The sequence below is a fragment of the Microbispora siamensis genome, from assembly GCF_016863095.1.
GTDB classification, from domain to species: domain Bacteria; phylum Actinomycetota; class Actinomycetes; order Streptosporangiales; family Streptosporangiaceae; genus Microbispora; species Microbispora siamensis.
Map to the genome: position 1 here is coordinate 32,276 of NZ_BOOF01000060.1, position 23,338 is coordinate 55,613.

The 23,338-nt window shown below is 71.6% G+C and carries 16 protein-coding genes; 9 read left to right on the forward strand and 7 right to left on the reverse strand.

What is annotated here, in order from left to right; translation table 11 throughout:
* The first annotated feature begins 186 nt into the window (after positions 1–186).
* Positions 187–1,620 (forward strand): MocR-like pyridoxine biosynthesis transcription factor PdxR, encoded by a 1,434-nt coding sequence (gene pdxR, locus Msi02_RS37915; protein WP_204052598.1) that lies wholly within the window; start codon positions 187–189, stop codon positions 1,618–1,620.
* 43 nt (positions 1,621–1,663) lie between these two features.
* Here pdxR and Msi02_RS37920 read toward each other — a convergent pair whose 3' ends face one another.
* The 3 genes from Msi02_RS37920 to Msi02_RS37930 all read right to left on the reverse strand — a co-directional run bounded on the left by Msi02_RS37920 (position 1,664) and on the right by Msi02_RS37930 (position 4,170).
* Complete coding sequence (locus tag Msi02_RS37920; protein WP_204052599.1) at positions 1,664–3,019, reverse strand: FAD-binding oxidoreductase; 1,356 nt, start codon at positions 3,017–3,019, stop codon at positions 1,664–1,666.
* A gap of 359 nt (positions 3,020–3,378) precedes the next feature.
* Positions 3,379–3,717, reverse strand: a complete 339-nt coding sequence (locus Msi02_RS37925; RefSeq protein WP_204052600.1) for a hypothetical protein — start codon at positions 3,715–3,717, stop codon at positions 3,379–3,381.
* 9 nt (positions 3,718–3,726) lie between these two features.
* Positions 3,727–4,170 (reverse strand): VOC family protein, encoded by a 444-nt coding sequence (locus tag Msi02_RS37930; RefSeq protein WP_204052601.1) that lies wholly within the window; start codon positions 4,168–4,170, stop codon positions 3,727–3,729.
* Between the two features lie 88 nt (positions 4,171–4,258).
* Between Msi02_RS37930 and Msi02_RS37935 the strand changes: the two genes are divergently transcribed.
* Positions 4,259–4,708: a winged helix-turn-helix transcriptional regulator gene (locus Msi02_RS37935; protein ID WP_204052602.1), complete on the forward strand. Its 450-nt coding sequence runs from the start codon at positions 4,259–4,261 to the stop codon at positions 4,706–4,708.
* Positions 4,709–4,974: 266 nt separating this feature from the next.
* Here the strand turns inward: Msi02_RS37935 and Msi02_RS37940 are convergent, their stop codons facing one another.
* The gene (locus Msi02_RS37940; RefSeq protein ID WP_204052603.1) at positions 4,975–5,226 is read right to left on the reverse strand and encodes a hypothetical protein; all 252 of its coding nucleotides are present in this window, start codon (positions 5,224–5,226) and stop codon (positions 4,975–4,977) included.
* Between the two features lie 87 nt (positions 5,227–5,313).
* On the opposite strand from Msi02_RS37940, the gene Msi02_RS37945 reads away from it, so the two are divergent.
* Genes Msi02_RS37945 through Msi02_RS37965 form a run of 5 tightly spaced genes read left to right on the forward strand, consistent with a single transcriptional unit; the run spans position 5,314 to position 15,707 of the window.
* On the forward strand, positions 5,314–6,861 hold the full coding sequence (locus tag Msi02_RS37945; RefSeq protein WP_204052604.1) for a TIGR02677 family protein: 1,548 nt from the start codon (positions 5,314–5,316) through the stop codon (positions 6,859–6,861).
* Positions 6,858–8,309, forward strand: coding sequence for a DUF2398 family protein (locus tag Msi02_RS37950; protein WP_204052605.1), 1,452 nt, complete (start codon positions 6,858–6,860; stop codon positions 8,307–8,309). Before Msi02_RS37945 ends, Msi02_RS37950 begins: the two co-directional genes overlap by 4 nt.
* Positions 8,306–12,661 carry an SbcC/MukB-like Walker B domain-containing protein gene (locus Msi02_RS37955; protein WP_204052606.1) on the forward strand — a complete coding sequence of 1,452 codons (4,356 nt, stop codon included), beginning with the start codon at positions 8,306–8,308 and terminating at the stop codon, positions 12,659–12,661. Before Msi02_RS37950 ends, Msi02_RS37955 begins: the two co-directional genes overlap by 4 nt.
* Positions 12,658–13,953, forward strand: a complete 1,296-nt coding sequence (locus Msi02_RS37960) for a TIGR02679 family protein (protein WP_204052607.1) — start codon at positions 12,658–12,660, stop codon at positions 13,951–13,953. Before Msi02_RS37955 ends, Msi02_RS37960 begins: the two co-directional genes overlap by 4 nt.
* A 59-nt stretch (positions 13,954–14,012) precedes the next feature.
* On the forward strand, positions 14,013–15,707 hold the full coding sequence (locus Msi02_RS37965; protein ID WP_204052608.1) for an AMP-binding protein: 1,695 nt from the start codon (positions 14,013–14,015) through the stop codon (positions 15,705–15,707).
* Between the two features lie 46 nt (positions 15,708–15,753).
* Here the strand turns inward: Msi02_RS37965 and Msi02_RS37970 are convergent, their stop codons facing one another.
* A complete protein-coding gene (locus tag Msi02_RS37970; protein ID WP_204052609.1) occupies positions 15,754–16,641 on the reverse strand; it encodes an oxidoreductase in 888 nt (295 codons plus the stop codon).
* A gap of 25 nt (positions 16,642–16,666) precedes the next feature.
* Positions 16,667–18,100: an MFS transporter gene (locus tag Msi02_RS37975; protein ID WP_204052610.1), complete on the reverse strand. Its 1,434-nt coding sequence runs from the start codon at positions 18,098–18,100 to the stop codon at positions 16,667–16,669.
* A gap of 203 nt (positions 18,101–18,303) precedes the next feature.
* On the opposite strand from Msi02_RS37975, the gene Msi02_RS37980 reads away from it, so the two are divergent.
* Entirely contained in the window at positions 18,304–18,882 is a 579-nt protein-coding gene (locus Msi02_RS37980) for a TetR/AcrR family transcriptional regulator (RefSeq protein ID WP_204052611.1), read from the forward strand.
* A gap of 67 nt (positions 18,883–18,949) precedes the next feature.
* Here Msi02_RS37980 and Msi02_RS44160 read toward each other — a convergent pair whose 3' ends face one another.
* Positions 18,950–22,540, reverse strand: coding sequence for a LamG-like jellyroll fold domain-containing protein (locus Msi02_RS44160; protein ID WP_204052612.1), 3,591 nt, complete (start codon positions 22,538–22,540; stop codon positions 18,950–18,952).
* A gap of 281 nt (positions 22,541–22,821) precedes the next feature.
* Here Msi02_RS44160 and Msi02_RS37990 point away from each other — a divergent pair.
* On the forward strand, positions 22,822–23,338 hold a 517-nt coding region (locus Msi02_RS37990), incomplete at its 3' end, for an extracellular solute-binding protein (protein WP_204052613.1).

The window sequence follows — 23,338 nt, forward strand, 5'->3', positions numbered from 1 at the left end:
AGGATTCCTGTCCGTGCTCGTCGCGGCGGACGTGGTCAGGCTCGGCCGCGCCGTCGCCGCGCTCGCGGACGCCCTGGCAGTGCGGCCGGAAGCATCCTCATGATGGGTAGACGTGCGGGGCGGGCGGCACGGTTCGAGGTCACTCGGCCTGGCAGGAATCGGTACACGCCAGTAAGGTCCGGTCCTGTGGGGCGCTCGAGAACCAATTCCGGGTCGGCCGAGGATCTGCTCATCAAGCTGGACCGCGACGCCGGGGTGCCGCTGCACCGGCAGATCGAGACGTCCATCCGCGCAGGCATCCGGGCCGGCCTGCTGCGAACGGGCGCGTCGCTACCACCCACCCGCACCCTCGCGACAGGCCTCGGGGTTTCCCGTGGGGTCGTGGTGGAGGCCTATCAGCAGCTCGTCGCCGAGGGCTACCTCGTCAGCCGATCGGGCGGTTACACCCAGGTCGCCGCGTCGATGCCGCCGGCCGACGCGGGCTCCGCGGCTTCGACGGCGCAGCCGACCGCGCGCGGTGTCGGCTTCAGCGTCGACTTCGGGTACGGGCGCACCGACGTTTCACAGTTCCCGAGGGCCGCATGGCTGCGCTCGGTCCGAACCGTGCTCACCACCACGCCCAACGACCGGTTCGCCTACCTTGACGGGCGAGGCGTGCCGGAACTGCACGAGACCCTGTGCGACTACCTCAACCGGGTGCGCGGCACATCGGCCCTCCCCGGCAACGTGGTGATCTGCAACGGCTATGGGCAGGGCATCGCGCTGCTGATCCAGGTGCTCGTCCAGCACGGTGCCAGGCGGATCGCGCTGGAAGACCCGTCGTCCAACGACGATGCCCGAGTCTTGGCCGGCGCCGCCGGTCTGGACGTGGTCGGCATCCCCGTGGGGCCGGACGGCGTTCAGGTCGATGCGCTCCATCGGGCCGACGCCGATGCGGTTGTGCTCACGCCGTCGCACCAGTGGCCCATCGGGGGAGTCCTGTCGGCCGCGGCGCGGGCCGAGGTGATCCGCTGGGCGAAACGCCGCGGCGCGATCGTGGTCGAGGACGATTACGACGCGGAGTACCGCTACGACCGGTCGCCGGTGGGCGCTATGCAGGGCCTGGCTCCCGATCGTGTCGTCTACTGCGGTACGGCCAGCAAGACGCTCGCGCCGGGGTTGCGGCTCGGCTGGCTGGTAGTGCCTCCCCATCTGGTCGCTGACGTCGCCGCGGCAAAGGTTCTCGCCGACCGCGGTTCGCCTGTCATCGACCAGTTGACGTTCGCCGACTTCCTCGCACGCGGCGAGTTCGACCGCCACCTGCGCCGGATGCGTCCGCTGTACCGCCGCCGCCGCGACGCACTGCTGGGCGCCCTGCGCACCCACCTGCCCGATCTGGAACCGGCGGGAATCGCCGCCGGGCAGCATGTGGTCGCCTGGCTCCCGCCCGACCTCGACGAGGCGGCGGTGGTGACGGCCGCCGCCCGGCACGGGCTCGCCATCCACGGCGTCGGCCCTTACCGGATCGCCGACACCGGACCGGGCGGCCTCATCTTTGGCTACGCCACTCTCGGAGAGGCCGCCATCGCCGAGGGGGTCGCGCTGCTGGCGAGGGCCATCCGGGACGTACGGGGACCCTGATCCCGCGCAGGCGCTCCGCCGGGGCACATCCAGGACATGCGCATCAGCATGCCGGGCGGATGTTCTGGTTCAGATGGAACACATTGGCCGGGTCGTACGCGGTCTTCACCGCGGTCAGCCGGGCCAGCTTCGCGGCCGAATACGCCCGCCGTACGCCGCGCTGCCCATCGGCCAGCTCGTCGGCCGTCAACGAGTTGACGTACACCCCACTCGCGTACGGCTCGAGCGAGGCACCGGCGGCGCGGGTGGCATTCATCCTGGCGTCGTCCTCGGCCGGGTCGGTCCAGCGAGAGCCGGCACCGAACTCGAACATCGTGCCGCGGTGACTGAACGCCGCGTCTGCTTCCGGAACATCGGCGATCGCGCCGCCGTGTGCCTGCAGGCCGACGCTCGGCAGGTCCAGGCTCGCGCTCAGGTCGGCGCCGCCGCGCAGCAGGAACGCCTCGATCGCCGCGGTGGGAAAGCTCCGCAGGTAGTGCCCCTTGGAATAGCGGCGGTACGCGTGACCGCCGGTGGAGTCGTCACGTTGCTGAAGTTCGAGGTACGACGGAGTGGTGACGCGGGAGGCGACGGGGCGCCCGAGCGCCCGCATCGCGGGGAGCAGCCGGCGGCCCTCGGCCGGGTCGCCGACCCACACGAACCCCAGCGTGGCGATCGGGCCGGCGGGACTGCTGGCGACACTGGCGGTGAACGTCGCCTGCCGGGGCGCGACGGCGTTCAAGTCGCGCCAGCCCTCGATGACCGGGACGGCGTCCTCGGCGCGGAAGTCGAACTCGGCGACCAGCGTCCGCGTGCCGATGCGATGCAACTGGAACTCGAACTCGGTGACGATGCCGAAGTTGCCACCACCGCCGCGCAGGCCCCAGAACAGGTCGGGGTTCTCGATGCGGCTCGCGGTCACCACGTCCCCCTCGGCGGTGACCATCGTGTAGGAGACGACGTTGTCGCAGGCCAGGCCGTACTGGCGGGCCAGCCAGCCCATGCCGCCGCCGAGCGTGAGCCCGCCGACGCCGGTGTGTGAGACGTTGCCGGCGGTGGTGGCCATGCCGTACGCCTGGGACGCTCGATCCAGCGCGCCGAGCAGCGCGCCGCCCTGCACCCAGGCCCGGCGACGGGCCGGGTCGACCCGCACGCCGCCCATGGGCGTCAGGTCGATCATGAGACCACCGTCAGGTACGGCGAAGCCGGCGGCGTTGTGGCCACCGCAGCGCACGCCGATCTCGAGGTCCAGTTCGCGGGCCAGCCGCACGGCGGCGACCACGTCGGCGACGCCCGCCGTGCGGACGATCATGCGTGGACGCCGGTCGATCATGGCGTTCCAGACGGTACGGGCGGTGTCGTAGCCGGCGTCGCCAGGCGTGAGGAGCCGGCCGTCGAAGCGGGCAGCTGTCGTTGTCATGCCACTTAGCCTGACCGGAATCGGTACCCTCGATAAGGTCCGATTCTGTAGGAGAATTGAGGACCAATTCGGAGTGCGGTCAGCTCCTCGAACGCAGGCAGCGGACGAAGGACGCCAGCCCCCACCGACGTACTCGCCAACCTCTTCTATCGGCGTGGAGATGACTTCGCAGCGGCACCACCGATGCGCTCGGCGTCGCTGCGACCGCCCTTCCTTGTCGAAGCCCGCCTGCGGATCCCTACAATCAAGATCGAGTTACATCGTTGATTGGACAGACCCCGTTCTGGTACTCCAAGGGCCGCCTGCCGCGAGATGTACGCCGGGATCGGATAGACGCTGATTGCCCTGGCCGGGATCGCTTATACGGGGAGGGCGTCTCCGGGGAAGCCGTGGCACGGGTGAACCTCGCAGCGCATCATTGCGGTTCGGACGCAGGGGTCCCCGGCCATGATCTCCGCGGCTTCTTCGGCCGGTACGGTCATGATCGCGATGCCGGCCACGGTGTCGGAGGCGACCGGGCACAGGATCGCGATCACCCCCTCAGCGCGCAGCGATACCATGCGTCGCTGGTGTTCGAGTTCGATTGCGTCCGCGCCGTCCATGGTCCGTTCCGGCCCCCACTGAAGGAGCGCCAGGCTGTAGGGCTTCGCGGTCGCGGCCAGAGCCCGAATCTGTTCGTCGGTCACGGTCGTGCTCATGATGTCTCCTTACTTCTCGATGCGCTCGGCCAGCGAGACGATGATTCCTTCGGGCCCGCGGACGTAGGCCATCCGCCACACGCCTTCGTATTCGCCGATGCCTCCCACCAGGCCGTAGCCGTCGGCTGCGGCGTGGTCGACTGCGGCTTGGAGGTCGTGCACCTCGAAGGCGACGTTGCGCAGGCCCAGCTCGTTGGCCGGCGCGGCAGGCGAACCCGGGAGGTGGTCCGGCCGCGTGAAGCTCGAGAGCTCCAGCGTCGTACCTCCGCTGGGCGCTCGCAGCATGACGATCTCGGTGCGGGCGCCGGTCATGCCGATCACCGTGTCCAGGAACTCGCCTTCGACGGCCATCTTCCGATCGGCCTCCAGACCGAGGCTGACGAAGAACGCCGTCACGGCATCGAGGTCGGCGACGGTGATGCCGACGTGGTCGAAGCGCCTTATGAATGTCATCGGATCCCTTTCGAGGTTTCTTTAAGAGACGCTGAGAAAGGTAGCAGCCGAGGTTCCCTCAGGGAACCCCACTTGCTAGATTGCTGCCATGCAGCGAACGCGGTTCGGGGAGATGGCGTGTTCCATCGCGCGTACCTTGGACGTGATCGGCGAGCCCTGGTCGCCGCTGATCCTGCGCGACGTGTGGGCCGGGGTGTGCCGCTTCGACCACATCCAGGCCGACCTGGGGATCTCCCGCAAGGTGCTCGCCGAGCGGCTCAACCACCTGGTCGAACAGGGTGTGCTCGAGCGGCTGCCCTACGATGCCCGCCCCCGGTACGAGTACCACCTCACCGCCAAGGGGGCCGATCTCGTCGAGATGCTCATGGTGATGGCCCGGTGGGGTGACCGCTGGCTCGCCGGCGAGGCCGGGCCTCCCGTCCTGTACCGTCACCATGCCTGCGGGCAGATCGGCCACGTCGACCCACGCTGCAGTCACTGCGGAGAGCCGATGCACGCCGACGACGTCGACCTCCTCCCAGGCCCGGGTTCGGCCTGATGACCCAAAGGTCGTGACGCCGGCTTCCACTCGTGATCTTCGATCGGGGCGTTCACGCACGAGGAGAAGCAGGTCGACGGCGCGCCGAGCACGGTTGCCCGTCGTGTTCGCTTGCGGGATCCAGGTCAAACCCCGCCGCACCGATCACAAGATCGGCAGGCCACCATCGTGACGATCTACGCCGTCACCGGCCTCCCGGCCGGGGCCTGATCGCGACCAGACCCCAGCTGCAGCTCGAACACGCAGGATTCGAGAATCCTTACCGTTCAATCCGAGGGCAGCTTGCCGGGGTACTCATCCGCCATCGCATCCAGCGAGCCCAGACCAGCAGCGATGTCTGCGCTGACGGCCGCGTCCACGGCGTCCGTGGCCGGCATCGCATTGGCGATGACCTGCCCGCCCTCGGTCAGGCATTCGACGTGCTGCGCCTCCCACCCGCGCAGGCGCGACTTTGATTTGGCGAGCTGAGGCCGCCGGTCCCCTGCCTCGCGCAGGTCGCAACTGTCGGTGCCCTCCAATACGGTCTTCTCGGCACGCGGAGTCCCGCCCCTGGCGGTGGGCGGGACTCCGCGATCGGGGGCGTGCGACACGGATTGGGGGACCGGATGGCGGACCGCAGGGCGCTGGACCTCGACTCGCTGGCGATCAGCGATCGGTTCAGGCTGTTCAACTTCACCACCGGGCGCGAAGACCCTGTGGCCTTTCTCTGGGTCCTGCGGGCGATGGACCGGCTGCGTGAGGTGCACCGGGTCCAGGTGGACGCCGGGGAGGTGCAGGCGGCCCTGAACGAACTCGCCCGGCTCCACGACGAGGTCCCGACGTTCGACGGCAAGCTGCGCGACCGGCTGGACGCCCTGTACGAGGACGGGGTGGTGCACCGGTTCGACGACGCGTCCCGGGCCGGCAACCTGGTCCGCTACCGCAACAGGCAGTCGGTCTACCAGTTCAGCGAGCTCGGTTACTGGGCGTACACCTCGGTCGAGGGACTGCTCGCGGCCCGCATCCAGGACGCGAACCTGTCGCGGCTGGTCTTCTCCGACATCCTGGAGGACCTCAAGGCGCTCGCGGCGGCCAACCGCGCGGGGGAGGCGGAGCAGGTCTACCGGCGGCTGTCCCGGCTGGACTCGGTGATGGAGGACATGGGGCGCCGATCCGCGCACTTCCACGTGACGCTCGGCGAGATCATCCGGTCCACCGACGCCTCTCCCGAGACGTTCCTGCGCTACAAGAACGCCCTGCTGACGCACATGTCCGAGTTCATGGCGGAGCTCGACCGCTATCTGCCCCGCCTGGCCACGGCCGTACGGGACGTGGAGGCGAGCGGCCTGGCCTCCCTGCTCGACCGCGCGGCGGCCGCGGACGAGCGGCCCTTCATGGATCGGGACGAGCGGCTGGAGGACTGGCGCCGCCGCTGGTCCGTCCTGCGGGCGTGGTTCGCCCCCCAGGGCTCGCAGGAATCCCGCGCCGGTGAGCTGCGCAACGCCACGCGCATCGCGGTGTCGGGCGTGATCGCGTTGCTGCGGCAGATCTCGGAGGCGCAGCGCGGCGGCGTCAACCGGGCCACCCAGCTGCGGCATCTGGCCGAGTGGGTCTGGAACGCGCCGGACGAGGGCGCCGCCCACGCGCTGATGGGCGCGGCGTTCAACCTGCGGACCGCGCGGCACCTGGGCGCGGCCCACGAGGACACCGAACAGATCTCGCCCAGGGCGACCTGGTGGGACGCGCCGGGGGTGGAGGTGTCGGTCACGCTCTTCCGCAGCGGTAAGGCGCCCACCCCGGGCGTGCCGACGCCGGTGCGCGGCAACTCCGGTGCGCGGGCGGCGCTGCGCCGCGAGCAGGCCGCGGAACGCGCGGCCGAGCGCGAGGCCGCCGGCCACCTGACGGAGCTGGGCGCGCACGGGCGGGTGCTCGACGAGTCGGAGACCCGGATCCTGCTGAAACTGATGACGCGGGCGCTGGAGGGACGCACGGTCGTCGCCGGCCGCCTGAAGAGAGGCTCCGGCGCCGACGACGCCGTGATGATCCGGCTCGTGCCGTGCGACACCGGAAGCGCCGTGCGCACCGCGCAGGGACTGCTCCATCTGCCCGGGTTCCGGGTCGAGCTCGCCGGGCGGACGCAGGGGACAGGTTCGAATACAGGGGGTGCCAGGTGACGAGTTCTCGCGCCCGGGCCGCCGTCGGCGTCCCCGCCGCCGACCTCGGCTCCTACCAGCAGGCGGTCCGCCGCGTGCTGACCTGCGACCTGATCACCAAGGAGCGGCCGCGGCCCGGCGTGCTCGACCAGGTGCTGCGCTGGGCCGACGAGATGGCGCGCGACTTCCGGGAGCTGCTCGGCTACACGTTGATCGCCACGACCCACCACGTACGGCTGGTCCGCCGCCTCGACGTCCTGGACGACACGCAGCGATCGATCTTCTCCCGCAAGGGCAAGCCGTTCGACCGCCGCAGGATGGCCTACCTGTGCCTGGTCCTCGGGTCGTTCCAGCGCTCCCGCATCGAGATCAGCCTGGCGGACCTGGTGCGGATCTTCACGCCGCTTGCCAACTCCATCGACGGCCTCGGCTTCGACCCCGCGATCGGTTCGCACAAGGCCGCCATCGTCGACGTGCTGGGCTGGCTGGTCGACCGCGGCGCGCTCCGGCTGTCCGACGGCAGCCTGGAGTGGTGGGCGCGCGACTCCGAGCGCGGCGACGCGTTGTACGACATCGACCACGACATCTGCGCGGTGCTGTTCAAACCGGCCAGGCCCGTCCAGCACCTCACCAGCGCGGCCGGCCTGGTGCACGAGCCGCCGCACTCGAACCCGGCACGCAGGGCGCGGCGGCTGCTCGTCGAGTTCCCCGTGGTGTACTACGCGGACGTCGAGCCCGAGGTGGCCGACGCGCTGCGCGCCCCGGGTCTCGCCGAGGACCTCGTCCGGTTCACCGGCCTGGTTCTGGAACGGCGCGCGGAGGGCGTCATGCTCGCCGACCCGGGCGGCGTCTTCACCGACCGGCCGTTCCCGGGCAGGGGAAACGCGGTGAGCCGGGCGGCCGGGCTCCTGCTGGCGAAGATCGCCGACCTGCTTGAGGACCCCGAGCACGTGCCGGAGCCGCTGCCCGTGCCCGCGCTCGCCGACGACCAGGCCGACCTCGTCGCACGGATGGACACGGGGCTGCCCCGCGACGGCATCGTCGCCGAGCTCGCCTGGTCTCCGCCCGAGGCCGGTCCGTCCCCCGACGATCGGCCCGCGCCCGCCGAGGCGCCGTTCGTGGAGCGCACCCGCCTCGAGACGATGACGACCGAGTTGTACGACGAGTTCGGGGCGGCCTCGTTCACCACCACCTGGCAGCAGGACCCCCGGGGGCTGCTCGACGCCGTCATCGGCTTCCTCGCGGACCTGATGCTGCTCAGGCCGGTGCCCGGCGGCGTGCTCGTCCTGCCCGCCGCGCTGCGCTACCGCAACATCCGGGCCGCTCTGCCCACCCGGACCTCGGGCGGCCAGCTGTCGCTGGTGGCGCTGCCGGAGCCGGCCACGCCGAAGGATCCGCCACCCCAGGATCCGGCACCCCAGGATCCGCGCATGCAGGAGGTTTCGTCCACGCAGGAGGAGGAGCGATGACACCGCCGCCCGACCGGTTCCAGCCCACCAGAGCCGGTGTGATCAACGTCTGGGACTACGTGGACGAGGAGTTCGCCTTCGCCGACGGGCGCCTGGTCCTGCGCGGGCACAACGGCTCGGGCAAGACCAAGGCGCTGGAGGTGCTCTTCCCGTTCATCCTCGACGGCGTTGCGGACGCCCGGCGGCTCGACCCGTTCAGCGGCGAGAACCGCACGATGAAGTCCAACCTGCTCTATCGGGGGCAGGAGGCCGAGTACGGCTACGTGTGGATGGAGTTCGCCCGGCGGGAGATCGGGGCGGAGCCCGCCGAGACCGACGAGACCGTCACCCTCATCATCGGCATCCGCGCGCACCGGCACAGGGACGGGGTGCGGACCTCGTTCTTCGTCACCGACAAGCGCCTCGGCGTCGACTTCGGGCTGCTGGCGCCCGACTCCCGGCCGCTCACCGAGCGGCAGCTCAAGGCCGTCCTCGGGCCGGACGCCCACAGCGAGACCGCCACGCAGTACCGGGACGCGGTGGACGCCCGGCTGTTCGGGCTGGGCAGGGAGCGCTACACCCAGCTCCTCGACCTGCTGCTGGCGCTGCGCCGCCCTCTGCTGGCCAAGGACCTCGACCCCGACAAGGTCTCGGCCACGCTCACCTCGGGTCTGAGCCCCATCGACGAGGAGCTCGTCGACCAGGCGGCCCGCGACTTCGAGAACCTGGCGGCGGTCCAGAAGCAGTTCGACGACTTCGCCGTCGCCGACGCGGCCGTACGGGCGTTCCTCACCGACTACGTCGCGTACCTCCGCACCCACGCGAAGGCCCGGCTCGCCCGCATCCAGACGGAGATGGACGGCGCGGTGGAGCACGCCCGCACGCTCGTGCGCGCCGAGGAGGCGCGGAAGAGGGCCGCGGCCGCGCGGGAGGCCGCCTCGGAGGCGGCCACCGCCGCCGAGGCCGAGCGGGAAGGGCTGGAGCGCCGCCTCACCGCGTTGCGCGCGGACGACGCCTACCGTGCGCGGAGCGAGCTGGACCTGCGCCGCCGTCAGATCGCCAAGACCGGCGAGGAGATCGAACGGGAGCGCGCCCGGCTGGCGGACGGCGCCGAGCACCTGACCGCCCTGGAAGGCGAGGCGGGCGAACTCGCGGAGCGGCTGGAGGGCGCACGCGCGGCGATCGTCCGTCACGCCACCGACCTCGCCGACGCGGCGGAACGGGCCGGCGTCTCCCACGACGGAGACGGCCCGGCCGACACCGGGGAGGACCTGCTCACGACGGCGAGGGCACGTGCCACCGCCCGCCGGGACGACGTCGCGAAGGTCCGCGACGAGATCGCCAGAGTGGCCGGGGCGGAGCGGGACCGCCTGCGCGCGGAGACCGACCTGGACAAGGCGGACAAGGACGTAGAGGAACGGGAATCGCGGTGCGAGGCCGCCGACGCCGCGCTGGCGACGGCACGCCGCCTCGCGCGGGAGGTGCTCGACGCCTGGGCCGCCCGCTGGGCCCGCTCGTCGGAGCCTTCAGGAGATGTGCCGCCAGGAGACGTGGATGGCGGGGGCCCGGAGGACGACGAGGCGGTGGCCGGGCCCGCCGACGTGGAGGCGCTGGCGGAGGCCCTCGCCCACGCCGGCGACGCCGGGGCGCCGTCCCTGGCCGAGGTCTACAGCGTGCGGACCGAGGAACGGCGGACGGAGGCGGCCAGGTCCGCCGAGCGCCTGTCCGCCCGGGTGCGCGACCTCGCCGCCGGCCTCGTCCGCCTGCGCCGCGAGCGGGAGGAGATCGCGGCGGAACGCGACGAGGCGCCGCCGCACGACGACCGCCGGACCGCGGACCGCGACGGACGCCCGGGGGCGCCCCTGTGGCGGCTCGTCCGGTTCGCCGACGACCTCGACGAGAAGGAGGCGGCCGGCCTCGAAGGCGCTCTGTACGGTGCGGGACTGCTGACCGCCTGGGTGCACCCGGAGGCACGGCACACCCGCGACGCCGTCGAGGTCCTGGAATCCGACGGTTACCTGCTCCCGCTCCCCGAGGAGAGCCGCCCGACCGGCCGTACGCTCGCCGACGTCCTCGTGCCGGAGGAGCAGGACCTGGTGCCGGCGGCGGTCGTCGCGGACGTGCTGCGGTCGGTCGCGGTCTCCGACACGATCACGCCCTGCCGGGATCAGCAGGGCGGACCGGCGCCGACGGTGACCGGCCGGGCCCAGTTCGCCCTCGGGCTTCTCCTCGGCGCCCGGCCCAAGCCGTCGCCCGAGTACATCGGCGCCACGAACCGGGCCAACCGCCGCGCGGCCAGGCTCGCCGAGTATGACGAGATGATCGGCGAGACGAGCCGGGCGCACGAGGACGCCGAGCGCGACCTGGCGCGCGCGAACCGCCGCCTGGAGGACTTCGCCCGGGCCCGGCGGGAGCTCCCGCCCGCCACGGCGGTCGTCGAAGCCGTCACCCGCGTGTCGCAGGAGTCCGCGCTGCTGGCCCAGGCGCGGTCGGCGCTCGCGGATCGCCGCCGCGACCTCGACGCCGCGGTGGCCCAGGTCGACGCGGCGCGCCGGCGGCTGCGGCAGGTCGCGGCGGAAAGGAGCATGCCCGTCGCCGAACAGGAGGTCGACGCGGTCGCGCGGGCCGTCGACGACTTCCTCACGACGGCGCAGCGGCTGCACGACGGCCGCGAGCGGGCCGCGTCCGAGGAGCGGGACCTCGCGTCCCGCCAGGCCGCGATCGCCCGGCAGCGCGAGCGGCACGACGCGGACTCCCGCGCTCTGGAGGACAAGGAGCGGGAGCACCGGGCCGACGCCGAGGAGCTCAGGGCGGGCGAGGAGGCACTCGACGCGCCGCTGCGCGAGGTGCTCGCCCAGATCGATGAGGCCGAGCGCCGCCTCGCCGAGGTCCGCGGGCGGTGCGAGGAGCACGCCGCCACGGCGGCACGGGAGAACGAGGCGCTGATCGTCGCCCAGGCCGACCTCAGGCACGGCCAGGCCTCCCTCGGCCAGGCGCTCGGGCACCTCTTCGAGCACGTCGCGGCGTTCGGGCCGTACGCGCATCTGGAGCTGCGCCCGCTGCTCGGCGTCACCGCAGTGACGCCGTGGCCCGCCCACGTCGGCTGGCCCGAACCGGCGGAGGCGGCCGCGTCGGTGGCCGCGGAACTGTCCGCCCGCTCCAGTGGACCGCCGCCGGATCCCGCCGCCCTGGTCGGCCGGGTGCTGCCGGGAGACGTGGCCGCGCTGCTTGACGCCTTCGCCGCGGAGATGGCCGACATCCGCGTGCCCGGGGAGAGCGCGCTCAAGAACGCCGCGAGCCGGCTGTCGGCCTCGCTGCGGACCTTCCAGGACGCGCTCGACGGCTGCGCCGAGGACTACCGGCTGGAGCACGACCCCGCCGGCGTCGTCATGGTCTACGTCAGCGACGAGGGCGGCCGCAATCCGGTCGCGGCGTTCGCCCGGCGGGTGGCGGACCGCGTCCAGGAGCAGGGGATGCTGATCGAGGAGCGGGAGCGGACGGTGCTGGAGGACGAGTTGCTCACCGCGCTCGCCCAGCAGGTGCACGACCGGGTCCGCACCGCACGCGACCTGGTGCGGGGGATGAACGAGGACACCCGGTCACGGCCCATGTCGTCCGGCACCAGGATCGGCATCCGATGGGGGCGCTCCGAACGGCTGAACGACCGGCAGGTCGCGGTCTCGCGGCTCCTCGACCGGGATGCGCATGGGCTCGGCGCGGCCGGGCTGGGCGAGCTGCGCGGCCTGCTGCGGGAGATGATCCGCGACTACCGGGCCGCCCATCCGCGTGCCACGTACAAGCAGGCCCTGGCCGACGTGCTCGACTACCGCACCTGGTACGGCTTCGAGCTGGTGCTCGCCGTGCCGGGGGAGAAGGAGGTGAAGCTCACCCGGGCCAAGCACGAGGAGATGTCCGGCGGGGAGAAGTCGGCGGCCATCCACCTCCCGCTGTTCGCCGCCGCCAACGCCCTCTACTCGTCCGCCAAGCCCACGTGCCCGCGGATGATCGCGCTGGACGAGGCGTTCGCCGGCATCGACGACCGGTACAAGCCCGAGCTGCTGGGCCTGACCGTGAAGTTCGGCCTCGACCTGTTCATGACCGGCCACGACCTGTGGGTCCATTTCGACACCGTGCCGATGGCCGCGCACTACGACATGCACCACGACAAGAGCGCCCACGCGGTGTCGGCGATGCTGATGCTCTGGGACGGCGCCCAGACCATCGACGCCGACGCCGGTTTCTCCGGCAACGAGGAGCTGGCCGAGACGCTGCTCGGCTTCCGCCCGGGCCGCCGCGCCCCCGCCCTCACCGAAGGCACCCTCCTCGCCACGGACGATCACGAGAAGGTCGTGGACATGGAGGATGAGGTATGACCGACCCTGAGGCGGTGAAGCGCTACCACGCACCGGAGTACCAGCGCCTGCTCCGCGCCGCGCGGCGCCGCCTGGAGAACAACGGCGGCAGCCTGGACGGATCGGTCGGGGTCAGCAATCCCGACGAGGCGGAACGCAACGCGATCATCGGTATCACCGGTCGCCATCGCGGTCTCGGGGTCGGTCGCGCCTCCGTGACGCTGCGCGAACTCGACGCAGTCGTATACGCCGGCACCGGGCTCACTCTCGCCGGGCTGCTGGAGACGATGAACGGCCCGTTGGCCGACCGGCCCGCCGAGGCCGCCCGAGATCTCGCCGCCCGACGTCAGGCACTGCGGCCCGCGGAGGAGAGCCCACTGTATGAGAGCGCCGAATGGTTCCGCACCTGGCTGGGTGTGTTGAGGCGTAACGGCATGGTGGGCAGGCTCATCGCGCGGCCGGAGACCGTCGGCGTGCTCGCGCAGGCCGTTCGAGTTCTGGAGTCCCTGGAGGCCCGTTCCGAGGGCCGCGCGCCCGTCACCCTTGCCGGGCTGGCAACCGAGGTCACCGACGACCCCAAGGCCCTCAACCATCGGACCACCCTGTCCACCCTGGTTCTGCGGGCGCTCGCGATCCGCCACGGCGTTCCGCTCCCGAGCACGGCTGAGGAGCGCCGCGATCTGTGGGACCGCTACGAGGTGGTCGTCGACGACCTCGCCAGCCGGATCCTCGTCCTGAACCTGCCGGCGGAGGGCGAGGGGCTGGGGGAGTGGCTGACCGGTGCCGCCCGATTCGGTACGCCGTTCCAGGTCACGCTCCACCAGCTCGGCACCTTCTCCATCGCACTGCGCGCACCGGTCGTCCACGTGTGCGAGAACCCGGCCGTCCTGCGGCGTGCGGCCGCCGAGCTGGGACCGGAATGCCCGCCCCTCGTCTGCACCGAGGGACGTCCCTCGACGGCCTTCCACCGGCTGGCGGCGATCGCCGTACGCGGCGGGGCCCGCCTGCGTTACCACGGCGACTTCGACTGGCCGGGAGTGGACATGGCCGGTGCCGTCGCGCGGCGTCATGGCGCGGAGCTGTGGCGTATGACCGCAGCCGACTACCTCGCCGGTCTGGCCAGCGCTGTGAAGGCCGGCGCTGCGAAGGCCGATGACGGGGACGCCGGTGACGGTGAGGGGCGCGTCGCGCTCACCGGGAGGCCGGTGCCCACGCCCTGGGATCCCGCCCTCGCGGACGCGATGCGTGAGCAGGGGAGCCCGGTCTACGAGGAGGCCGTCGCCGACTCCCTGTTGGCGGATCTGCGGGGGTGACATCGCACGAGGGGCGGTCGTACGTTGACCTCCGTGGCCTGCGCGACGAAGGAGTCACCGTGAGCGAGACGACCAGCACCCATGTCTTCAGGGAAGCCCGCGACCTGCTGCTCCGCTTGAGGGAGGAGCCCGAGCGGGCGGCACGCGAGTTCGCCTGGCCCGTCTTCGGCGACAGGTTCAACTGGGCCACGGACTGGTTCGACGCGATCGCCCGGGGAAACACCCGTACGGCGCTGTGGATCGTGGAGGAGGACGGCTCCGAGCGTCGCTACTCCTTCGACGAGATGGCCCGCCGCTCCGATCAGGTGGCGGCCTGGCTGGCCGCCCAGGGGGTCGGCAAGGGCGACCACGTGCTGCTGATGCTCGGCAACCAGGTCGAGCTGTGGGAGTCGATGCTGGCCGTGACGAAGCTCGGCGCGGTGATCATGCCGGCGACCACCGCCCTGGGCGCCGCGGACCTCGCCGACCGGGTGGCGCGGGGACGCGTCCGGCACGTCATCGCCAACGCGGCCGACACGCACAAGTTCGACGGCGTGCCGGGAGAGTACGGCCGCGTCTGCGTGGGCGAGGCGGCCGGGTGGCTCCGGTACGGCGACGCCTACGCGATGCCGGAGCCGGATCCGTTCGAGGCCCGGACCTCCCCCGGCGACCCGCTTCTGCTGTACTTCACCTCGGGGACGACGAGCAGGCCCAAGCTCGTGCGGCACACCCAGGTGTCCTACCCGGTCGGGCACCTGACGACGATGTACTTCATCGGGGTGCGGCCGGGCGACGTCCACCTCAACATCAGCTCGCCCGGCTGGGCCAAGCACGCCTGGAGCTGCTTCTTCGCGCCGTGGAACGCCGAGGCGACGGTGTTCGTGCACAACTACTCCCGCTTCGACGCCGCCGCCCTGCTCGGGCAGATCCGCCGCGCGGGGGTCACCACGTTCTGCGCGCCGCCCACGGTCTGGCGGATGCTCATCCAGGCCGACCTCGGGGACGGGCCGGGCAGTCTGCGTGAGGCGGTCGCCGCGGGGGAGCCGCTGAATCCCGAGGTTATCGCCCAGGTGGAGCGGGCGTGGGGGCTGACGGTCCGCGACGGCTACGGTCAGACCGAGACGACCGCGCTGATCGCCAACACGCCCGGCGCGCCCGTGAAGGCCGGATCGATGGGCCGCCCCCTTCCCGGCGTCCCGGTCGTCGTCGTCGATCCGGTGACCGGGCGGCCGGCGGACGAGGGTGAGATCTGCCTCGACCTCGCCGCCCGCCCGGTCAACCTGATGACCGGCTACCTGGACGGCGAGGAGGGAGCCATGTCCGGGGGCCTGTACCACACCGGCGACGTCGCGGTCCGCGACGCCGACGGCTCGATCACCTTCGTGGGACGCACCGACGACGTGTTCAAGGCGTCCGACTACAAGATCTCGCCGTTCGAGCTGGAGAGCGTGCTCATCGAGCACCCCGCCGTGGCCGAGGCGGCGGTCGTGCCCGCCCCCGATCCGATCCGCCTCGCCGTGCCCAAGGCGTACGTGGTGCCGGCCGCGGGCTGGGAGCCGAACCGGGAGACCGCCGCGGCCATCCTGCGGCACGCCCGTGAGAGGCTCGCGCCCTATCAGCGCGTGCGCCGGATCGAGTTCGCCGAGCTGCCCAAGACCATCTCGGGGAAGATCCGCCGGGTCGAGCTGCGAGCCAGGGAGAGCGACGCGGCGGAGGCCGGCGCCCCGCCGTCCGGGGAGTGGCGGGACGACCAGTTCCCCGAGCTGCGGGGCTGACCGGTCCGCCCCTCTGGCCGACCGCGCGGAGCCGGGGCCGGAGCGGTCACCGCGCGCCATGCGCGAGGAGGCGGGCGACCGGCTCCTCGGTCAGCCCCACGACGCCGTCGAAGTCCGTCGAACGGCTGACGGCGGCCCACCGCTCGGCTTCGGCGGCGCGGGCGCGGGACGCCTGCTCGGCCATGCGCAGCGCATCGGAGCCGAGCAGCAGCCGCAGCGGCGGCTCGTCCACGTCGACCAGCCCGGCGATCACCCTGGCCGCCCGCCGGGGGTCGCCTGGCTGGGCGCCGTCCACCGCGCGCCGGTAGGCGTTGATGCGGCCGACGGTCTGCTCGTAGTCCGCCCCCACCGGCGGGATGCGCATCGACGAGCCACCCCAGTCCGTACGGAACCCGCCGGGCTCGACGATGACCACGGTGATCCCGAGCGGCCTGACCTCGCTGTTCAGCACCTCGGAGAACCCCTCGACGGCGAACTTGGCCGCCTGGTAGGCGCCGAGCCCCGGCGTTCCCCCGACCCGGCCGCCGACGGAGCCGATCTGCAGGATGTGACCGGACCGCTGCGCGCGCATCACCGGGAGCGCGGCCCTGGTCATGGTGACGACGCCGAACAGGTTGGTCTCGAACTGCGCTCGGAAGTCCTCGTCGGAGGTCTCCTCGATGGGCGAGGAGTTCGCGTAGCCCGCGTTGTTCACGAGAACGTCCAGCGAGCCGAACTCCTCGACGGCCAGCCGTACGGCCCGCTGCGCCGCCGTCGCGTCGGTGACGTCCAGCGCGACGGCGCGCGCCCGGTCGCCGTGGGCGCGGACGAGGTCGTCCAGCCCTTCCGACCGGCGGGCGGTGGCGACGAGGCGGTCGCCGCGTTCGAGCACCTCGCGGGCCAGCGCGCGTCCCAGGCCCCGGGACGCGCCGGTGATGAGCCATGTCCTCTGCATGATGTCTGTCTCCTTTGGGTGATTTTCAGCGCGCCGCGCCCGCCGGGACCCGCTCGGCCGCCTCGACGGCGGACGCCGTACGGCGGCGCGCCCCCGGGACCAGCAGTGCCACGGCGACGGTGGCCGCCAGGGTCACGGCCAGCACCAGGAAGGCGGTGGTGAAGCCCGACTCGTACGGCAGGCCGTCGGGGCGCAGGTGGCCGGTGACGATGGAGCTGACGACGGCGGTGCCGACGGACCCGCCGATGGTGCGGATGTTGGTGTTCATGCCTCCGGCGACGGCGGTCTGGCCGGCCGGCACGCTCTGCACGATCAGGTTGGTCATCGAGGCGTAGGCCAGGCCGAGGCCGAGCCCGAACACCGCCGTGGCGGCGGCGAGCTGCCACGGCCGGTCGTGCCAGAGGGCGACGCCGGCGCTCGCCAGCGCGCCGAGCGCGCACCCCCACACGAGCTGGGCCTTGACCCCGGCGATGCGCGAGATGGGGCCGCTCACCGTGCCGGCGACGGCCATCGTGACGAGCATGGGCAGCATCAGCAGCCCTGCCTCGGTCACGCTTGATCCGAAGCCGTAGCCCGTCACGGCCGCCGGCATCTGCACGAACAGCGGCAGGAAGGCGTACGAGGCGAACATGCCCGCGCCGAACAGCAGCGCGACCAGGTTGGTCGTCCACACGGCCGGAAGCCGCATCATGCGCATGTCGATCAGCGGATCGCGCGAGCGCAGCTCGACCGCGATCCATGCGGCGAACAGCACCACGGCGGCGGCGAGCGGTGCGATCACGGCGGCCGAACCCCAGCCCCAAGAGGTCGCCATGCTGAGCGGGACCAGCAGCGCCACCAGCCATCCGGACAGCAGCGCCGCGGCCGCCCAGTTGACCCGGCCGGGCGTGCGCACCGGGGACCGGGGAACGTGGCGGTACGCCAGGAACGCGGTGGCGACGACGATGATCGCTGGAATCCAGAACAGCCAGCGCCAGCCGAGGGCGTCGACGATCGGGCCGGCGAGCACGATGCCGACGCCGCCGCCGACGGCGATGACCGCGGACAGGACGCCGACGATCGAGGGGACGCGCGAGGCGGGGAACTCGTCACGGACGATCCCGAACGAGACGGGGAACACGGCCCCGCCCAGCCCTTGGACGACCCGGCCGACGATCAGCACCCCCACGTTGGGGGCGATGGCGGCGACGAGGCAGCCGAGCGCGATGGCGGCCAGCGCGACGAGCAGCGTGCGGTCCTTGCCGATCATGTCGGCGATCCTGCCCATGAGGGGAGTCGCGACGGAGGCGGACAGCAGCCAGGCGGTGAGCACCCAGGTCACCGTGCTCTGGCCGGTGTGCAGGTCGTGCTGGATGGTGGACAGCACCGGGCTGACCAGGGACTGCAGCATGGAGAACGAGGCCGTGGCGGCTGCCAGCGCGAGGAAGGTCAGCCGTTGCGGCGAGGTGGTACGTGACATCGACATCCTTCGACAGGAGGAACGGGCGCGACGAGGCGCGCCGGTGACGCCGTCCCCGGGCACGGGGACGGCGCGTAGTGAAGACGACGATCAGGGCGGCGTTTTACAGGGAAGACACGAACGCGGATGCCCGCCTGCTAAAGTCGAGGCGTGCCTCCACATTAGCGGAGGTATGCCTCCGGTACAACCTGGGGAGGATCCCGGTGAACGAGAAGGCGGCCGAAGGCCCCCGGACGAGGGTGCGACGCCCCCAGCGCGCCGACGCGCGGCGCAACTTCGACGCGCTGCTCGCCGCCGCGCGCGAGGCGTTCGCCGAACACGGCACGCAGGCCTCGTTGGAGGACATCGCCCGGCGCGCCGGGGTCGGCATCGGCACGCTCTACCGCAACTTCCCCACCCGCCAGGACCTGTTCGACAGCGTGTACCTGGACGAGATCGACGAACTGTGCAGTGCCGCGGCGCAGGTCGCGGCTCTGCCGCCATGGGAGGCACTGGCCGCCTGGCTGCGCCGGTTCGTGGACTACGCGGCCACCAAGCGGGCCATCTACGAGGCGCTCAACCGCGACTCGGAGATGATGCGCTCCAGCCGGACGGCGATGTACGAGGCGGGGGAGCCGCTGTTCGACCGGGCGCGCGAGGCCGGGGAGGTTCGCGGCGACGTGACCTTCGACGACGTCCTGCGGATGATCTCCGGCATCACCGGAGGCGGGTTCGTCGACGACGACCAGCGCGAGCGGGTGCTGGGCATGGCTCTCGACGGCCTCCGGGCCCGCCCGGCCTGAATACCGGTGGAGAAACAGGAATGCCGGGCGGGGCCAGCGGCCCCGCCCGGCTGACGTGCCCGGCGTGTCACCTGGCGATGGGTGTCACCGCGATCTTGTCGGTGATCGGGGCGTACTTCGATCGGAGCAGGATGTCCGGGAAGGCGTCGGAGATGTAGGTGTCGCCGTCGAAGTTCGGCAGCTCTCGTGAGGCGAAGGCGACGGTGTTGGATCCCTTCCTGAGCTGGACGGGGATGGTCAGCTCCCAGAAGTTGTCGGCGTGGAACGAGTGGGGGAACCAGGCCCGCTGCGGTGCGGCGCCGTTGACGGAGATCTCGGCGTGGCGGGCCAGCGGGTCGGGGTTGTAGTGGGAGGCGGGGGACTGCTCGGGGTTGGAGTAGCGGACCGTCAGCGCGTACGTCCCGTTCTCGGGGGCGGTGACGTCGAAGGTCAGGGTGCCGGCGGTGCCGGGGGCGCCGCCGATGTCGGTGACGGCCTTACCGCCGCTCGCCAGCGGATAGGCGGCCACCTTGGCGGCGCCGGCGACGTGGGCGGACTCGGCCTCGTACCAGGTCGGCGTGAGCGCGCCCTCGGTCTTCTCGACCCGCAGCCGGTCCAGCCGCACCCTGCCCGTCCGCGCGGTGTAGGTGATCTTGTTGACGCCGCCGGACAGGAACGCCTTGATCTCGGAGGACCCGGACGGCTCGGCGATGTCCTGCCCGTTGACGGTCAGCGTGCCCTTGCCGCCGCCGCGCAGGTCGACGCCCACCGTGGACTCGCCGTCGCCGCGGGAGTAGACCCAGAACGTCGCCGACTGTCCCTTGCGCAGTTCGGCCACGCCGGAGCCGGACACCTTCTTCTGGCCGTAGTCGGTGCGCGCGCCGTCCAGCGTGGCGTGCTCGGCCTCGTAGATCGCCTCGCTCGCGGCCGGGTTGGCGAGGGACAGGTCGATCTTGTCGACGATCGCGTCTCCCTTGGTGGCGCGGGCGCCGTCGAGGCTCCTGGCGGCCAGGGTGATCGTGTGCTCCCCCTTGGACAGGGTGACCTTCGTGTCGGTGTGGTCCCAGACCACCCACTTGTACCCCAGCGGAAGGTGGAGCTCCTGCTCGTCCTTGCCGTCGACCCGGAGGAAGACGTTGGTCGGGCCCTGCTCCTGGACCGCGCCGTAGGTGTTCAGCGAGTTCGCGAAGACCGACAGGTCGTACGTGCCGTCCTGCGGCACCGACACGGTGAAGCTCAGCGTGACGTCGGAGCCGGTGCGCAGCCCGCCGACGTCGTAGCCGCCGGAGGTGTAGAACTTGCCGACGTCGGACGGGGTCCCCTCGGGACCGTTCCTGCTGTACCCGGCGCCGGTGTGGCCGGCGTCCTCCGCCTCGTACGTGGCCTGCCAGAGCGTGGTCGCCGGAGTGCCGGAGGCGGCGTGGTCGCCGGGGGTGAGGATGATCTGGTAGGCCGACGACTCCTTCAGCGCGGGCAGCGCGGACCCGAACTCGAAGGTCACCGCGCCGTCCGTCACCTTCCGGTTCAGCTCGGCGACGACGCGGGGCTGCGCGGAGTCGCCGATCTGGCCGGTCCACGGGATCTCCTGGACCAGCGCGTGCACGGTGTCGCCGAACAGCCCGGTGTCGACGTTGTCGAAGTGGATTCCGACGAGGCCGGACGCGCCGCCGAACAGCGTACGGGCCTGCGCCTTGGCCTTGTCGAGCGTCGCGACGCCCTGCAGGGTGTAGCTGACATCAGGCCGCGGCGGGGTGACCTTGACGGTGTTGCCGGTCATCTGGCCGTAGGCGTTCAGCAGCCACCACTGGCCGTTGCCGCGGTTCGCCTGCACGGCCGAGTCGGACAGGTTGCCGTCGATGTTCCAGTACGCGATGTCGGCGTCGACCTTCGACTCCTCGATCGCCGAGGCCCACTGGATCATCTGGCCGGGCACCGAGGTGTGGTAGTTGAAGGCGTACTCGTCGAGGTTGATCGGGAGCCGCCTGCCCTCGTACGGGGTGCCCGTGAAGATGGCCTGCTCCCACTGGCGGTATTTCGCCACGTTGGTGCGGATGCGGGCGGGGTCGCCCAGCTCGTGCCAGGTCATGACCTCGGGGACGGTGCCCGCCTGCACGGCGTGCCGCAGGAAGCCCTGCACCTGGTCGTACAGGACGCTGGTGTTGGGGCCGGCGATCCTGGCCTTCGGCATCTTGCCCTTGATCAGGGCGTTGACCTCGTCCCAGGCCTTGAAGTAGTACTGGGGGTCGCTCAGCCAACTGATCTTGTTGTAGCTCCACGTGCCGGTGCCGAACATGTTGCCCTCGGGCTCGTTGAACGGCACGAAGACGATGTGGTCCTGATATTTCGGGTCGAGTTTGAGGACCTGGTCGACCTGCTTGGCGATCTTGGCCGTGAAGTCGTTCAGCCTGGCCTCGGGCGTGTCGCCGGGCCACTGGTAGGGGAAGCCGCGGTAGATGTCGGTCATGTAGATGTACACGTCGCCGCCGGTGCTGTCGGCGAGCGGCTTGACCACCTCCAGCGCGTCGGCGCCGGGGTGCTGGGGGCCGTCCTGGGCCTTCGTCGCGACCGTGCGCAGCCGCATGCCCTCCAGGAGGTTGGAGGTCGGCACGCCCTCGCCGTACACGCCGTACAGGGTGCCGGACGCGCCGCCGTGGAAGGCGCCGGTCTCGGCGCCGAGGTCGATGACCAGATCGTTGGCGACGACCTTGACCGTGGCCTCGACCGTGGTCCCGTACGCGGTGCCCTTGACCGTGAACCGGCCCGGCTTGGCGTAACTCGCCGGGTCGACCGCCTCCCAGCTGACCGGCACGCCCCGGCGGATGCCGTCGGAGAACTGCGCGTCGACGGTCGCGGGCAGTGCCGGCGCGGTGCCCGGGTAGGTGGTGATCTCGAAGGAGGTCTGGTCGACCTTGGTGAGAGTGGCCTTGTGGTCTCCGGCGAGCTCCGCGACCTGCTCGGCGTTGAGGGCGGCGTCGTAGACGCGGAAGTCGTCCAGGTCTCCGGCCAGGAACGGGTGTCCGCCCCAGAACGCCTTGCCCAGGAAGCCGGAGGTGCTGTTGCGGTCGGAGTGCATCACCGCGGCCAGGTCGATCTGGGCGGTGGTACTGCCGATGGCCACGCCGTTCACGTAGTAGGTGAGGGTCCTGCCGTCGATCGTGGTGACGAGGTTGACCCACTGCCCGGTGGGCAGCTTCTGCGCGCCAGGCACCCCCACCTCGGCGCTGCCGTTGACCGGCTTGATGGACGACCTCGTGGTGGCGTCGCCTGCGTAGGACGGGGTGACGAACGTGGCGGTCGCAGCGTCCTTGCCGAGGTTGTAGACCCACTGGAAGTCGGCGCCGCCCGCCCACTTCAGCCACGTGGAGACGGTCATGGCGTGGCGGTCGCGGAACAGGCCGTTCGGGATCGTCACGTAGGGGGCGGTCGCCGAGCCGGTCGGCCCGCCGGGCAGCGAGAGGGCCTGCGTGCCGTCGGGACCCGCGGCGGCCTTGGCCGCGCCCGGGTTGGCCAGGGCCCCGTCGAGGCCGGACGGGGAGCGGTCCTCGATGACGCCGCTCGACAGGTCGCCTTCGAAGTCGTAGTGGAGGACGAGGGCCGGCACGCCGGCGCCGAGGGCTGGTGAGGCGGTCAGGGGAATCGCGGTCGTGACGAGGGCGGCGGCGAGAACGGCGTGAGGCACGCGTCTGCGCGCTCGCCCGGACAAGGGTACGGCCATGCGCTGTCCCATTCGGGGGGAGTCGAGTGGTGGATCGAATCGATTCGCCGAATCGATTCGACTGGACGATAAGCGCACCCTCGCGAGGGGGTCAAGTGCGCCGTCCGCAACATCTCCGCAACTCCTGCCCGCAGCCCATTGACGCATATGACGGGCCCGGCCTATCGTCGGCGAACCGATTCGGCGAATCGGTTCGACTCTCGTCGGGAAACAGGCGCGTAACGCAGTCAGCGGAGGTCACGTCAATGAGAACAGGGTCAAGCGGCCGGCGTGCGACCGGCATGGGTGTGGCGGTGCTGGCCGCCGCCGCAGGACTCGCCGCGTGCTCGTCACCGTCCGGCGGCGCCGGCTCGGCGAGTTCGAGCCAGGCCGCCGGAGGCGGGACCTACACGATCTGGGACCCCTACCCCCAGTACGACAAGAGCTCCGAATGGGTGAAGCTGCTGGAGACGTGCGGCACCCAGGCGGGAGTGAAGGTCGAGCGGACCGGCTACGACACCAGCGACCTGACGAACAAGGCGCTGCTGGCGGCGCAGCAGGGCAACTCGCCGGACGTGCTGATCGTGGACAACCCGGTGGTCTCGACGCTCGCCGAGGCCGGCGTGCTGACGACGACCGAGGAGAACAAGCTCGACGTCTCGTCCATCGCGCCGAACCTGCTCGCGGCGGGTCAGCTCGGCGGCAAGACGTACGGGGTCCCGATCGGGGCCAACACGCTCGCCCTGTACTACAACAAGGAGGTGCTGAGGAAGGCCGGGGTGG